This is a genomic window from Pseudomonas sp. BCRC 81390, from assembly GCF_030341915.1.
GTDB lineage: Bacteria > Pseudomonadota > Gammaproteobacteria > Pseudomonadales > Pseudomonadaceae > Aquipseudomonas.
The window spans coordinates 1-13,411 of the sequence record NZ_JATAAG010000020.1 but is presented as its reverse complement, the minus strand read 5'-3'; the positions used below and the strand labels follow the sequence as shown (position 1 = coordinate 13,411).

Genomic DNA, 13,411 nt, shown 5'->3' with positions numbered 1-13,411 from the left:
GGTAAACCCGCTCCCACAGGTACTGCACAGGGTCTGAATGCTGTGCAGTACCTGTGGGAGCGGGTTTACCCGCGAAGGGGCCAGCCCAGACAACATCAGACCTCGGGCAGATGTGGCCAATCATCAGCCACTAGGAACACCCGTTCAGCCTCCTGCCAGGCGCCATCAGCTTCTTGCTCCAACCTCACCAGCAATTGCGCCGGTGCCTGCCGCGCCAGCAGGTGCAACCACGCGGCGAACGGCTCCACCTCCCAGCACTCATCCGCTGCGACCCGCGCCGGTGCCAGCCAGGCATGCCGCGGCAGCGGCTGCCAACGCTCACCTTCAGCCATTACCCAGTCCCGCCGCCGCAGCCAGCGCCCGCGCAGGTGCTGCGGGTTGGCGCCCTGCGGTGGCTCGGCCTGGCCTGGCCACGGGTAGAACAGATAACCCCCCAGCCACACATGCGCCTGTACCTGGCCAACCCCCAGCTGTGCCAGCACTTCGCGACTGTGTGCACTGTTCGACATGGGCAATTGGTGCCTCGCCAGGTGCGCCAACTTGGTCCCCAGCCGGTCATGGCAACCCGGCCCCAGCCAGGTGGCAGGGTCCTGTCCGGCGTGCTCCGGCCCCAGGTACAGCTTGATGGCCAGTTCCAGGTGGTGCACGCCGTCGCGGTCGCGCAGCAGCACATCCAGCTCGCCCAAGGTGCGCCCGCCGTCGCGAATCGCCAGGTTCGCCGCCAGCACTTCGATGCCTGGCGCCTGGCCCAGGGCAAACTGCCACAGGCGTTCGTAGTAGTGGCCCAGACGCCGGCTGCCCAGTTGTGCCAGCCAGTCGCGCAATGGCCGGTCATCGTCGTCCAGCGCCCGCAACCAGCGTTCCAGGCGTTGCGGCTGGTCCGCCCACAGGCTGCCTGCCAGCGGGTGGCGCTGGGGGCAGGGCGGGGTATCGAGCAGCGGCGGCGACACCAGCGCCCAGGCCAGGTCGCGCACGGCGGGGCGGCGTAACTGTCGGGGCAGGTCGTGGAGCAGGGCGAATGGTGTCATCTTGCGAGCATAGCCGGTTTGCCGCTGCCCGGTGGTTTCGCCCATAATCGGGGCATTGTCACCCGCCGCAGAGCCTCGCAGGAGCCCCATGGAGCAATTTCGCAATATCGGTATCATCGGCCGCCTTGGTAGCTCGCAGGTGCTCGACACCATTCGCCGACTGAAAAAATTCCTCCTCGAGCGCCACCTCCACGTGATCCTCGAGGACACCATTGCCGAAGTGTTGCCCGGCCATGGCCTGCAAACCTCCACCCGCAAGCTGCTCGGCGAGGTCTGTGACCTGGTCATCGTGGTCGGCGGTGATGGCAGCCTGCTGGGCGCCGCTCGCGCCCTGGCCCGGCACAACATTCCGGTACTCGGCATCAACCGCGGCAACCTGGGCTTTCTCACCGACATCCGCCCGGACGAACTGGAAGAGAAGGTCGCCGAAGTGCTCGACGGCCACTACCTGGTGGAAAACCGCTTCCTGCTGCAGGCCGAGGTGCGCCGGCACAACGAAGCCATCGGCCAGGGCGATGCCCTGAACGACGTGGTGCTGCACCCGGGCAAGTCCACGCGCATGATCGAGTTCGAGATCTACATCGATGGCCAGTTCGTCTGCAGCCAGAAGGCCGACGGCCTGATCGTCGCCACGCCCACCGGCTCCACCGCCTACGCGCTGTCGGCCGGCGGGCCGATCATGCACCCCAAGCTCGACGCCATCGTCATCGTGCCGATGTACCCGCACACCCTGTCGGGCCGGCCGATCGTGGTCGATGGCAACAGCGAACTGAAGATCGTGGTGTCCAAGGACCTGCAGATCTACCCGCAGGTGTCCTGTGACGGCCAGAACCACTTCACCTGTGCCCCCGGCGATACCATCACGGTGAGCAAGAAGCCGCAGAAACTGCGCCTGATCCATCCGCTGGACCACAACTACTACGAGGTCTGCCGCACCAAGCTCGGCTGGGGCAGCCGCCTGGGGGGCAGGGACGACTGATGCTCGATCCGGCGCGAAGTTTCGACATCATCGGCGATGTGCATGGCTGTGCGCTGACCCTCGAACGCCTGCTCGACGCCCTCGGTTACAAACGCCAGGCCGGCGTGTGGCGCCATCCGTGGCGCCAGGCGCTGTTCCTGGGCGACATCGTCGACCGCGGGCCACGCATTCGCGAGGCGCTGCATATCGTCCATGACATGGTCGAGGCGGGCCAGGCGTTCTGCATCATGGGCAACCATGAATACAACGCCCTGGGCTGGGTGACCCCAGCCTTGCCTGGCAGCGGCAAGGCCTATGTGCGCGAGCACACGCCCCGGCATGCCCGGTTGATCGACGAAACCCTGACCCAGTTCGCCCAGCACCCGGCGGACTGGCACGACTTCGTCAACTGGTTCTACGAGCTGCCGCTGTTCGTCGACGCCGGGCGTTTCCGCCTGGTGCACGCCTGCTGGGACCCTCGCCTGATCGAGCCGCTGCGCCAGCAATACCCCGACGGCTGCATCGACGAGCATTTCATCCAGGCTTCGGCGGTGAATGGCAGCTTTGCTGCCAACGTGTGCAACCGGCTGTTGCGCGGTACCGACATGCGCCTGCCGGATGGGCTGACCCTGACCGGCGGCGACGGCCTGACCCGGGCGTTCTTCCGCACCAAGTTCTGGGAAGAAGACCCGCAAACCTACGGCGACATCGTGTTCCAGCCCGACGCCCTGCCTGCTGAAGTGGCCAACACCCCACTCAGCCACAGCCAGAAGAACGCCTTGCTGCGCTACGCCGAAGACGAGCCCATGCTGTTCGTCGGCCATTACTGGCGCAGTGGCCGCCCAGCGCCGATCCGTGCCAACCTGGCCTGCCTGGACTACAGCGCGGTGCTCTACGGCAAGCTGGCTGCCTACCGGCTGGATGATGAAACCCGCATCGACCCGCACAAGTTCGTCTGGGTCGACGTCGACCGCCCACAGGCCAGCCAATGAACATTATCGAAGTGATGCGCCTGCCGCTGACGGTCGACCTCAGCGGCTTTGTCCAGCTGCTGCAGCGCCTGCAGGTGCCGCACCGGGTCAGCGAGGAGGGCGAGGTCCAGGTGCTCTGGGCTCCCGAAACCTTGGCCGCAGACGTCCGCGAACTCTACCAGCGCTACCCCGACGGCAACGCCGACCTCGAACTTGCACAGGACCCAGTGGGAGCGGGTTTACCCGCGAATAGCCCCACACAACCCTCCCTGGCAGAACAGGCCAAAGCCTGCAAAGTCACCACGATCACCCTGCTGCTGTGCTTCATCGTCGCCGGCCTCACAGGGCTGGGCGACAACTTCACCACCATCAGCTGGTTCACCTTCCTCGACTTCCGCGTGCAGGGCGACTACCTGTACTTCAGCCCGCTGGCGCAAAGCCTGGAAGCAGGCCAGTGGTGGCGCCTGGTCTCACCGATGCTGCTGCACTTCGGCGTGCTGCACCTGGCGATGAACAGCCTGTGGTACTGGGAACTGGGCAAGCGCATCGAACTGCGCCAGGGCCGCTGGGCGCTGCTGGGCCTGACCATGCTGTTCAGCCTGGTGTCCAACCTGGCCCAGCACTCCACCAGCGGGCCGAGCCTGTTCGGCGGCCTGTCCGGGGTGCTGTACGGCCTGCTCGGGCACATCTGGTTGTACCAGTGGCTGGCGCCCAATCGCTACTTCGCCCTGCCCAAGGGCGTGCTGGCCATGATGCTGATCTGGCTGCTGGTATGCCTGACCGGCGTGGTCGGCACCCTGGGCCTGGGCCAGATCGCCAATGCCGCGCATGTCGGCGGGCTGCTCATCGGATGCCTGACCGGGCTCTTGGGTGGGGCGCTGGCCAGGCGTAAACTGTCGGCTTGAATCAGGAGACACTATGTCCACATTCGCGCAAATGATCGAAAACATCACACCCGAGATCTACCAGAGCCTGAAACTGGCGGTGGAGATCGGCAAATGGTCCGACGGCCGCAAGCTCACCGCCGAGCAGAAGGAGCTGTCGCTGCAGGCGGTAATCGCCTGGGAGATGAAAAACCTGCCCGAAGACCAGCGCACCGGTTACATGGGCCCGCAGGAATGCGCCTCCAAGTCGGCACCGATTGCCAACATTCTGTTCAAGTCGGACTCGGTACATTGATCGAACTCGCACGTGGCTCGTTGAGCAAGATGGCGGTCAGCCTGCAGGCACCGGTGGTGCAATACAGCTTCCGCCTGGGTGACACCCTGGTGCCGGTCAACCCACTGATCGGCCAGCGCCTGCGCCTGGAATACCTCGGTGCCATTCACTGCAGCCATTGCGGCAAGCGCACCAAGACCAGCTTCAGCCAGGGCTACTGCTACCCGTGCATGACCCGGCTGGCCCAGTGCGACGTGTGCATCATGGCCCCGGAAAAGTGCCACTACGACGCCGGCACCTGCCGCGAACCGTCGTGGGGCGAACAGTTCTGCATGACCGACCATGTGGTCTACCTGGCCAACTCGTCGGGGATCAAGGTCGGCATCACCCGCGCTACCCAACTGCCGACCCGCTGGCTCGACCAAGGCGCCAGCCAGGCCCTGCCGATCCTGCGCGTGGCCACCCGCCAGCAGTCCGGCCTGGTCGAAGACCTGCTGCGCAGCCAGGTCCCCGACCGCACCAACTGGCGCGCCCTGCTCAAGGGTGACGCCGAGGAACTTGACCTGGTCGCTATCCGCGAGCAGGTGTTCGCCGCCTGCGCCGATGGCCTGCGTGAACTGCAGGGGCGCTTCGGCCTGCAGGCGGTCCAGCCACTGACCGACGCCGAAGTGGTGCAGATCAGGTACCCGGTCGAGGCCTACCCGAAAAAGATCGTCAGCTTCAACCTCGACAAGGACCCGGTGGCCGAAGGCACGCTGCTGGGCATCAAGGGCCAGTACCTGATCTTCGACACCGGTGTGATCAACATTCGCAAGTACACGGCCTACCAGTTGGCCGTACTCCAGTAAAAGGACCTGCACATGCGTACCGAACAACCGCAAGTGATCTACCTCAAGGATTACCAGGCGCCCGAGTACCTGATCGACGAGACGCACCTGACCTTCGAGCTGTTCGAGGACCACACCCTGGTCCACGCGCAACTGGTCATGCGCCGCAACCCGGCACGCGGTGCCGGCCTGCCGCCACTGGAACTCGACGGCCAGCAGCTGGAACTGCTGCGCGTTTCGCTGGATGACCAGGAGCTCGGGCCGGATGCCTACCGGCTCGATGCCGACAGCCTGACCGTGCAGCCCAAGGCTGAGCGCTTCACCCTCGACACCAGCGTGAAGATCCACCCCGAAAGCAATACTGCACTGGAAGGCCTGTACAAGTCGGGCAAGATGTTCTGCACCCAGTGCGAGGCCGAGGGCTTCCGCAAGATCACCTACTACCTCGACCGCCCGGACGTGATGAGCACCTTCACCACCACGGTGATCGCCGAGCAGCACCGCTACCCGGTATTGCTGTCGAACGGCAACCCGATCGGCAGTGGGCCGGCCGAAGATGGCCGCCACTGGGCGACCTGGGAAGACCCGTTCATGAAGCCGGCCTACCTGTTCGCCCTGGTGGCCGGTGACCTGTGGTGCGTCGAGGACAGCTTTACCCGCCAGTCCGGCCGCGACGTGACCCTGCGCATCTATGTCGAGCCCGAGAACATCGACAAGTGCGACCACGCCATGGTCAGCCTGAAGAAGTCCATGCGCTGGGACGAACAAGTCTATGGCCGCGAGTATGACCTGGACATCTTCATGATCGTCGCGGTCAACGACTTCAACATGGGCGCCATGGAAAACAAGGGCCTGAACATCTTCAACTCCAGCTGCGTGCTGGCCCGTGCCGAAACCGCCACCGATGCCGCCCACCAGCGCGTCGAAGGCGTGGTGGCGCATGAGTACTTCCACAACTGGTCGGGCAACCGCGTCACCTGCCGTGACTGGTTCCAGCTGTCGCTCAAGGAAGGCTTCACGGTGTTCCGCGATGCTGAGTTCAGCGCCGACATGAACTCGCGCACGGTCAAGCGCATCGAGGACGTCGCCTACCTGCGTACCCACCAGTTCGCCGAAGACGCCGGGCCCATGGCCCACCCGGTGCGCCCGGACAGCTTCATCGAAATCTCCAACTTCTACACCTTGACCGTGTACGAGAAGGGCGCCGAAGTGGTGCGCATGGTGCGTACCCTGCTGGGCGCCGAGGGCTTCCGCAAGGGCAGCGACCTGTACTTCGAGCGCCACGATGGCCAGGCGGTGACCACCGACGACTTCATCAAGGCCATGGAAGATGCCAATGGCGTCGATCTGACCCAGTTCAAGCGCTGGTACAACCAGGCCGGCACCCCGCGCCTGGAAGTCAGCGAGGCTTATGATGCCGCCGCGCAGACCTACAGCCTGACCTTCCGCCAGAGCTGCCCGCCGACCCCGGACAAGGCCGACAAGCTGCCGTTCGTGATCCCGGTGGAACTGGGCCTGCTGGACGCCGCCGGCAACGACCTGCCGTTGCAGCTGGTAGGTGAAGCTGCCGCTCATGGCACCAGCCGTGTGCTGTCGGTGACCGAAGCCGAGCAGACCTTTACCTTCCAGGGCATTCAGGCCAAGCCGCTGCCGTCGCTGTTGCGCGGCTTCAGCGCGCCGGTCAAGCTGAGCTTCCCCTACGACCGCGACCAGCTGATGTTCCTGATGCAGCACGACAGCGATGGCTTCAACCGCTGGGAAGCCGGGCAGCAGCTGGCGGTGCAGGTGCTGCAGGAACTGATCGGTCAGCATCAGCGTGGCGAAGCGCTGCAGCTGGACCAGCGCCTGATCACTGCGCTGGGTACCGTGCTCGGCAACCAGGCACTGGACCCGGCCATGGTCGCCGAGATGCTCTCGCTGCCGGGTGAGGCCTACCTGACCGAGATCAGCCAGGTGGCTGACGTGGAGGCTATCCACGCTGCCCGCGAGTTTGCCCGCCGGCAGATCGCCGAGCAGCTGTTCGACGCCCTGTGGGCGCGCTACCAGGCCAACCGCGAGGTATCGCGCAACACCGCCTACGTGGCCTCGGCCGAGCATTTCGCCCGGCGTAGCCTGCAGAACATCGCCCTGTCGTACCTGATGCTCAGCGGCCAGCCGCAGGTGCTGGCGGCGACCCTGGAGCAGTTCGAGCACTGCGACAACATGACCGAGCGCCTGACTGCGCTGGCGGTGTTGGTCAACTCGCCGTTCGAGGCAGAACGGGCCAAGGCCCTGGAGGCCTTTGCCGAGCACTTCAAGGACAACCCGCTGGTCATGGACCAGTGGTTCAGCGTGCAGGCGGCCAGCACCCTGCCGGGCGGGCTGGCGCGGGTCAAGGCGCTGATGCAGCACCCGGCCTTCACCCTGAAGAACCCGAACAAGGTGCGGGCGCTGATCGGCGCCTTTGCCGGGCAGAACCTGGTCAACTTCCATGCTGCGGATGGCTCGGGGTATCGCTTCCTGGCCGACCTGGTGATCGCGCTGAATGCGCTGAACCCGCAGATCGCCTCGCGGCAACTGGCGCCGCTGACCCGCTGGCGCAAGTATGACGCTGCGCGCCAGGCGCTGATGAAGGGCGAGCTGGAGCGGATTCTGGCTTCCGGTGAGCTGTCCAGCGATGTGTATGAAGTGGTGAGCAAGAGCCTGGCTTGAAGGCCAAAGGGGCTGCTTTGCAGCCCATCGCGGCACAAGGCCGCTCCTACAGGGATCCGCGTCAATCCGGCGTTCGCGGTCCCGGTAGGAGCGGCCTTGTGCCGCGATGGGCCGCACAGCGGCCCCCGGCTACACGCCGATAACAAAACATAACACCCCGCCCGTTGTCTTCCCGCAAACATCCCCGCTACGATCCCTTCAAGCTATTGCAGGCCTCTAACTCAGGCTTTTCGCAGTACCTGCAGTGCATTGACCCACCAGATAAGAACAACAGGGGGACAGTCATGAGGGAACAGAACAGGCGCTTTGCCTGGCCATTGGCAGCCGGCGCGGTATTGGCGCTGGGGCTTGGCGTGTGGGCTGACAGCGTGCAAGCCGCTGCCGCCGACGAATATTCCACCGAATCGGCCAAGGCCAGCCAGAGCCTGTTGATCGACGCCGCCCAGGCCGGCAAGCGCCTGGTGGTGGTGGGCGATCGCGGCCACATCCTGTTTTCCGACGACCAGGGCCGTACCTGGACCCAGGCTCGGGTACCGACTCGGCAACTGCTGACCGCGGTGTTCTTCCTCGACGACAAGCGCGGCTGGGCCGTCGGCCATGATGCGCAGGTGCTCGCCAGCAACGACGGCGGTGCCACCTGGAGCAAGCAATTCGAAGACCTCGCGCGCGAAGCACCCTTGCTCGATGTCGCCTTCCTCGACGCCGGGCACGGCTTCGCCGTAGGTGCCTACGGCGCCTTGCTGGAAACCACCGACGGCGGCCAGCACTGGCAGGATGTCGCCGAGCGCCTGGACAACCCCGACCAGTTGCACCTCAACGGCATCGCCCAGGTCCGTAATGCCGGGCTGTTCATTGTCGGCGAGCAGGGCAGCATGTTCCGCTCGGCCGACAACGGCCAGACCTGGAGCAAGGTCCAGGGCCCCTACGAGGGCTCGCTGTTCGGCGTGATCGGCACGGCCCAGCCACGTACCCTGCTGGCCTACGGCCTGCGCGGCAACCTGTTCCGCTCCATCGATTTCGGTGACAGCTGGCAACCGATCGAACTCAAGGCCGCACGTGGCAGCCTCGAATTCGGCCTGGCAGGCGCTACGCTTGTCGAGGATGGCAGCCTGGTCCTGGTCGGCAACGGCGGCAGCGTGCTGCGCAGTACCGACGATGGCCAGACCTTCAGCGTCTACAACCGCGCCGACCGCATTGCCCTGGCCGGCGTCAGTGGCCTGGCCAATGGCGGCCTGCTGCTGGTCGGGCAGGGCGGGGTGCACCTGGCCACTGCCCAGGGTGCCGACCAGGGGGTGCAGCCATGACCAGCAGGGAGAGCATCACCATGCATGCGCATCACCCGGACAAGGCCACGCTGCTGGAACGCCTGATCTTCAACAACCGCCCGGTGGTCATCGCCCTGTGCCTGCTGGTCAGCATTTTCCTGTTCTGGCAGGCCACGCAGATTCGCCCGTCCACCAGCTTCGAGAAGATGATCCCGCTGCAGCACCCGTTCATCGAACAGATGATGGCGCACCGCAACGACCTGGCCAACCTGGGCAACACCGTGCGCATCTCGGTCGAGGCGGTCAATGGCGACATCTTCGACAAGGATTACATGGAGACCTTGCGCCAGGTCCATGACGAGGTGTTCTACATCCCCGGTGTCGACCGTGCCGGGCTGAAGTCGCTGTGGAGCCCCAGCGTGCGCTGGAGCGAGGTGACCGAAGAAGGCTTTTCCGGGGGCGAGGTCATACCCAACACCTACAACGGCTCCCAGGACAGCCTCGACACCTTGCGCGACAACGTGCTCAAGTCGGGCCAGGTAGGGCGCCTGGTGGGTAACAACTTCAAGTCCAGCATCGTCGACGTGCCGCTGCTGGAGAGCTACCCCGACCCGCAGGACCCGGGCAAGCAGGTGAAGCTGGACTACCAGCAGTTCTCGCACCAGCTGGAAGAGAAGATCCGCGACAAGTTCCAGGCGCAGAACCCCAACGTCAAGGTGCATATCATCGGTTTCGCCAAGAAGGTCGGCGACCTGATCGACGGCCTGGTGATGGTGGCGATGTTCTTCGGCGTCGCCCTGGCAATCACCTGGGTACTGTTGTACTGGTTCACCTGGTGCATCCGCAGCACCATTGCCGTGCTCATCACCACCCTGGTGGCGGTGGTCTGGCAGCTGGGCCTGATGCATGCGGTGGGCTTCGGCCTGGACCCTTACTCGATGCTGGTGCCGTTCTTGATCTTCGCCATCGGTATTTCCCACGGGGTGCAGAAGATCAATGGCATCGCCCTGCAGTCCAGCGACGCCGACAACGCCCTCACCGCGGCGCGGCGCACCTTCCGCCAGTTGTTCCTGCCGGGGATGATCGCCATCCTCGCCGATGCGGTAGGCTTCATCACCTTGCTGATCATCGACATCGGCGTGATTCGTGAACTGGCCATCGGCGCGTCCATCGGCGTGGCGGTGATCGTGTTCACCAACCTGATCCTGTTGCCGGTGGCCATTTCCTACGTCGGCATCAGCAACAAGGCCGTCGCGCGCAGCAAGCAGGACGCGACCCGCGAGCATCCGTTCTGGCGCCTGCTGTCGAACTTCGCCAGTGCCAAGGTGGCGCCGGTGTCCGTCGCGCTGGCCCTGGTCGCCTTTGCCGGTGGCCTGTGGTACAGCCAGAACCTGAAGATCGGCGACCTTGACCAGGGCGCGCCGGAACTGCGCCCCGACTCGCGCTACAACCAAGACAACAACTTCATCATCAGCAACTACTCGACCAGTTCCGATGTGCTGGTGATCATGGTCAAGACGCCGCCGGAACAGTGCTCGATCCACTCGACCATGGCGCCGATCGACGAGCTGATGTGGACCATGCAGAACACCCCGGGGGTGCAATCGGCGATTTCCCTGGTGACCGTGTCCAAGCAGGTGATCAAGGGCATGAACGAGGGCAGCCTGAAATGGGAGACCCTGTCGCGCAACCCGGACATCCTCAACAACTCCATCGCCCGCGCCGATGGCCTGTACAACGGTGACTGCTCGCTGGCCCCGGTACTGGTGTTCCTCAACGACCACAAGGCCGAGACCCTGGAGCGGGTTACTGCCGTGGCCAAGGCGTTTGCCGACAGCCACAACAAGGAAGGCCTGCAATTCCTGCTGGCGGCGGGCAACGCCGGGATCGAGGCGGCCACCAATGAAGTGATCAAGTCGGCCGAGCTGACCATCCTGATCATGGTGTACATTTGCGTGGCGGTGATGTGCCTGATCACCTTCCGCTCGTTCGCCGCCACCCTGTGCATCGTCCTGCCGCTGGTGCTGACCTCGGTGCTGGGCAACGCGCTGATGGCCTACATGGGCATCGGCGTCAAGGTGGCGACCCTGCCGGTGGTGGCACTGGGCGTGGGTATTGGCGTGGACTACGGCATCTACATCTACAGCCGGCTGGAGAGCTTCCTGCGCGCGGGGCTGCCGTTGCAGGAAGCCTATTACGAGACGTTGCGCTCGACCGGCAAGGCGGTGCTGTTCACCGGGTTGTGCCTGGCGATTGGCGTGTGCACCTGGATCTTCTCGGCGATCAAGTTCCAGGCCGACATGGGGCTGATGCTGACCTTCATGTTGCTGTGGAACATGTTTGGTGCGCTGTGGCTGCTGCCGGCCCTGGCCAGGTTCCTGATCAAGCCGGAGAAGATGGTGGGCAAGGAGGGCGGCTCGATCTTCGCCCATTGAGGCGCACGGGGGCCGCGTTGCGGCCCGATCGCCGGCAAGCCAGTTCGCTCAGGTAATGCGCCACTTTACAAGGGTGGCTCAAGGGTTGTGCTGGCCTGTGGGAACTGGCTTGCCGGCGATTGGGCTGCAACGCAGCCCCAGGGTTATAATGCCGGCACATCCCTCACAGATAACCCCATGTCCCCCCTCGCCACCGCCCTGCAGTCCTGCGACATGCTCCTGATCGACGGCCTGCATGCCTTCGATTTCACCACCGACGCCTCCGGCCTCACCGTCGAATGCATGGACGGCCGCCAGTTGCGCCGCTGGGTGTTCAGCGCCGAACAGGTCGCCGCTGCTGTCGCCATCGGTGACGAATGGCAACTCGACGATGCCCACGGCGCGCATCGACTAGTCTGTATGAGTGCCTTTCGCGCCCCGGATGATAATGACAATGAAGCGGATCTGGACGAGCCTGCTGGCCACTAGTCTGATGAGCCTGAGCCTCAATGCCCCTGCCGCCACCTTGCTGGTGGGCAGTTACACCGACGGTGCCAGCCAGGGCATCTACCGTTATCGCTTTGACAGCAAGGCCGGCCACATCGACCCCACGCCGCTGCAAGTGGTGAAAAGCGTCAGTCCGTCGTGGCTGGTGCTTTCCGCCGACCAGCGCCAGCTGTTCGCGGTCAATGAGACCCCGAATGGCCAGGTCAGCAGTTTCAGCGTCAGCGCCAAGGGCGAGATCAAGCCGCTGAACCAGGTGGCCAGCCAGGGTGACGAGCCGACCCATGCCAGCCTCAGCCGCGACCAGCGTTACCTGTTCGTGGCCAACTATGGGGTCAAGCCCGACCCCGGCAGCAGCCTGGTGGTGATCCCGCTGGCCAGGGACGGCAAGCTCAAGCCGGTGGTGCAACATGCCCGGCACCAGGCCAGCGGCGTAAACCCCGAGCGCCAGGCCAGTGCCCACGTGCATTCGCTGGTGCTGTCACCCGACGGTCGGCACCTGTACGCCAGCGACCTGGGCGCCGACAAGGTGTTCATCTACCGCTACGACGGCGCCAGCGCCGACCACCCGTTGACACCGGCGATCCCGGCGTCGGTGGCCCTGCCACCGGGTAGTGGGCCGCGCCATTTGTTGTTCGATGCCAAGGGCCGGCATGCCTACCTGACCTTGGAGATGAGTGCCGAGGTGGTCATGTTCGACGTACAGGACGGCAACCTGGTCGAACGCCAGCGCCTGCCCCTGACCGAGCGCCAGGAGGCGGCGGCGAAAGCGGCGGGTGGCTTGCACCTGTCGGCGGATGGGCGTTTTCTGTATGTGAGCAACCGTGGCACCAGCAACGAGATCGTCGCCTTCAGCGTGGGCAAGCAGGACGGCCAGCTGACATTGCTGCAACGCCGCTCGGTGGAGGGTGACCACCCGCGGGAATTTGCCCTCGACCCGAGTGACAACTTCCTGCTGGTGGCCAACCAGAAGAGCAACCAGATCGTGGTGATACGCCGCGACCCGCGCAGCGGCAAGCTGGGGGAGACGGTGCAGACGCTGAAGCAGGACGCCCCGTCGGACCTGAAATTCATCGAGTGATATCGATTGGCGTGATATCCGATACTGCCGCAATGAATTTCTGCCGGCGCCCTCGGCGGCGTAAGTTTGACCCAAGGCCCGAGTGGGCCACCGTCAAACCACCGCCGTCGAGGTCAGCCCAGATGAACTTCAATCTCTTCCCGGTCATTGCCGCATCCGCCATTTCCGCTTCGGTCGTCCTGCCGACGCATGCCCATGCCGACAGCAGCGCCAAGGCGTCCGCGACCCACAGCTACACCGAGCAGTACCTGCGCCAGAGTGCCAACTTCCATGCGGCCCTGAGCGGCAAGCAGCACTCGTGAATCTGACTCGGTCCCGTGTGGGAGCGGCCTAGTGCCGCGATGGGGCGCGTAGCGGCCCCGGTTTTTTGCGTTACAGCTGAAATTGCCGGGGCCGCTCTGCGGCCCATCGCGACACAAGGCCGCTCCTTGTATGTTGTGTCTGGCCTGGCGAGAGAGGTTATGCTCGTTCGGCTGAAGAAGCACTTCCGGGGAGGCCGACCGCTCCTGAAGGC

The 13,411-nt window shown here is 64.7% G+C and carries 12 protein-coding genes; 11 read left to right on the top strand and 1 reads right to left on the bottom strand.

What is annotated here, in order from left to right; all coding sequences use genetic code 11:
• Positions 1–95: 95 nt before the first annotated feature.
• On the bottom strand, positions 96–1,118 hold the full coding sequence (locus QSV36_RS10610) for a DUF1853 family protein (protein ID WP_289131554.1): 1,023 nt from the start codon (positions 1,116–1,118) through the stop codon (positions 96–98).
• Between QSV36_RS10610 and QSV36_RS10605 the strand changes: the two genes are divergently transcribed.
• The 11 genes from QSV36_RS10605 to QSV36_RS10555 all read left to right on the top strand — a co-directional run bounded on the left by QSV36_RS10605 (position 1,117) and on the right by QSV36_RS10555 (position 13,199).
• Complete coding sequence (locus QSV36_RS10605; protein WP_011532967.1) at positions 1,117–2,007, top strand: NAD(+) kinase; 891 nt, start codon at positions 1,117–1,119, stop codon at positions 2,005–2,007. The two genes, QSV36_RS10610 and QSV36_RS10605, sit on opposite strands and share 2 nt — an antisense overlap.
• Positions 2,007–2,978: a metallophosphoesterase gene (locus QSV36_RS10600; RefSeq protein WP_289131553.1), complete on the top strand. Its 972-nt coding sequence runs from the start codon at positions 2,007–2,009 to the stop codon at positions 2,976–2,978. The genes QSV36_RS10605 and QSV36_RS10600 overlap by 1 nt, the downstream gene beginning before the upstream one ends.
• Positions 2,975–3,862 (top strand): rhomboid family intramembrane serine protease, encoded by an 888-nt coding sequence (locus QSV36_RS10595; protein ID WP_289131552.1) that lies wholly within the window; start codon positions 2,975–2,977, stop codon positions 3,860–3,862. Before QSV36_RS10600 ends, QSV36_RS10595 begins: the two co-directional genes overlap by 4 nt.
• Before the next feature lie 13 nt (positions 3,863–3,875).
• Positions 3,876–4,136, top strand: coding sequence for a YeaC family protein (locus QSV36_RS10590; protein WP_003247224.1), 261 nt, complete (start codon positions 3,876–3,878; stop codon positions 4,134–4,136).
• The gene (locus QSV36_RS10585; protein WP_289131551.1) at positions 4,133–4,963 is read left to right on the top strand and encodes a DUF2797 domain-containing protein; all 831 of its coding nucleotides are present in this window, start codon (positions 4,133–4,135) and stop codon (positions 4,961–4,963) included. Before QSV36_RS10590 ends, QSV36_RS10585 begins: the two co-directional genes overlap by 4 nt.
• A 12-nt stretch (positions 4,964–4,975) precedes the next feature.
• A complete protein-coding gene (pepN, locus tag QSV36_RS10580) occupies positions 4,976–7,633 on the top strand; it encodes an aminopeptidase N (protein WP_289131549.1) in 2,658 nt (885 codons plus the stop codon).
• Positions 7,634–7,917: 284 nt separating this feature from the next.
• Positions 7,918–8,937, top strand: coding sequence for a WD40/YVTN/BNR-like repeat-containing protein (locus tag QSV36_RS10575; protein WP_289131547.1), 1,020 nt, complete (start codon positions 7,918–7,920; stop codon positions 8,935–8,937).
• A gap of 20 nt (positions 8,938–8,957) precedes the next feature.
• The gene (locus QSV36_RS10570; protein WP_289131583.1) at positions 8,958–11,333 is read left to right on the top strand and encodes an efflux RND transporter permease subunit; all 2,376 of its coding nucleotides are present in this window, start codon (positions 8,958–8,960) and stop codon (positions 11,331–11,333) included.
• A 177-nt stretch (positions 11,334–11,510) separates the two neighbouring features.
• Positions 11,511–11,801, top strand: a complete 291-nt coding sequence (locus tag QSV36_RS10565; protein ID WP_289131546.1) for a DUF5629 family protein — start codon at positions 11,511–11,513, stop codon at positions 11,799–11,801.
• Positions 11,767–12,897, top strand: coding sequence for a lactonase family protein (locus tag QSV36_RS10560; RefSeq protein ID WP_289131545.1), 1,131 nt, complete (start codon positions 11,767–11,769; stop codon positions 12,895–12,897). Before QSV36_RS10565 ends, QSV36_RS10560 begins: the two co-directional genes overlap by 35 nt.
• Before the next feature lie 122 nt (positions 12,898–13,019).
• Positions 13,020–13,199, top strand: coding sequence for a hypothetical protein (locus QSV36_RS10555; protein WP_289131544.1), 180 nt, complete (start codon positions 13,020–13,022; stop codon positions 13,197–13,199).
• The last annotated feature ends 212 nt before the right edge of the window (positions 13,200–13,411 follow it).

Bases quoted from the DNA above. Each gene is read 5' to 3' on its own strand.
- QSV36_RS10570 (WP_289131583.1), top strand. From the start codon at position 8,958: ATGCATGCGCATCACCCGGACAAGGCCACGCTGCTGGAACGCCTGATC.
- QSV36_RS10595 (WP_289131552.1), top strand. From the start codon at position 2,975: ATGAACATTATCGAAGTGATGCGCCTGCCGCTGACGGTCGACCTCAGC.
- QSV36_RS10610 (WP_289131554.1), bottom strand. From the start codon at position 1,118: ATGGGGCTCCTGCGAGGCTCTGCGGCGGGTGACAATGCCCCGATTATG.
- QSV36_RS10590 (WP_003247224.1), top strand. From the start codon at position 3,876: ATGTCCACATTCGCGCAAATGATCGAAAACATCACACCCGAGATCTAC.
- QSV36_RS10600 (WP_289131553.1), top strand. From the start codon at position 2,007: ATGCTCGATCCGGCGCGAAGTTTCGACATCATCGGCGATGTGCATGGC.
- QSV36_RS10565 (WP_289131546.1), top strand. From the start codon at position 11,511: ATGTCCCCCCTCGCCACCGCCCTGCAGTCCTGCGACATGCTCCTGATC.
- QSV36_RS10560 (WP_289131545.1), top strand. From the start codon at position 11,767: ATGAAGCGGATCTGGACGAGCCTGCTGGCCACTAGTCTGATGAGCCTG.
- pepN (WP_289131549.1), top strand. From the start codon at position 4,976: ATGCGTACCGAACAACCGCAAGTGATCTACCTCAAGGATTACCAGGCG.
- QSV36_RS10605 (WP_011532967.1), top strand. From the start codon at position 1,117: ATGGAGCAATTTCGCAATATCGGTATCATCGGCCGCCTTGGTAGCTCG.
- QSV36_RS10555 (WP_289131544.1), top strand. From the start codon at position 13,020: ATGAACTTCAATCTCTTCCCGGTCATTGCCGCATCCGCCATTTCCGCT.
- QSV36_RS10575 (WP_289131547.1), top strand. From the start codon at position 7,918: ATGAGGGAACAGAACAGGCGCTTTGCCTGGCCATTGGCAGCCGGCGCG.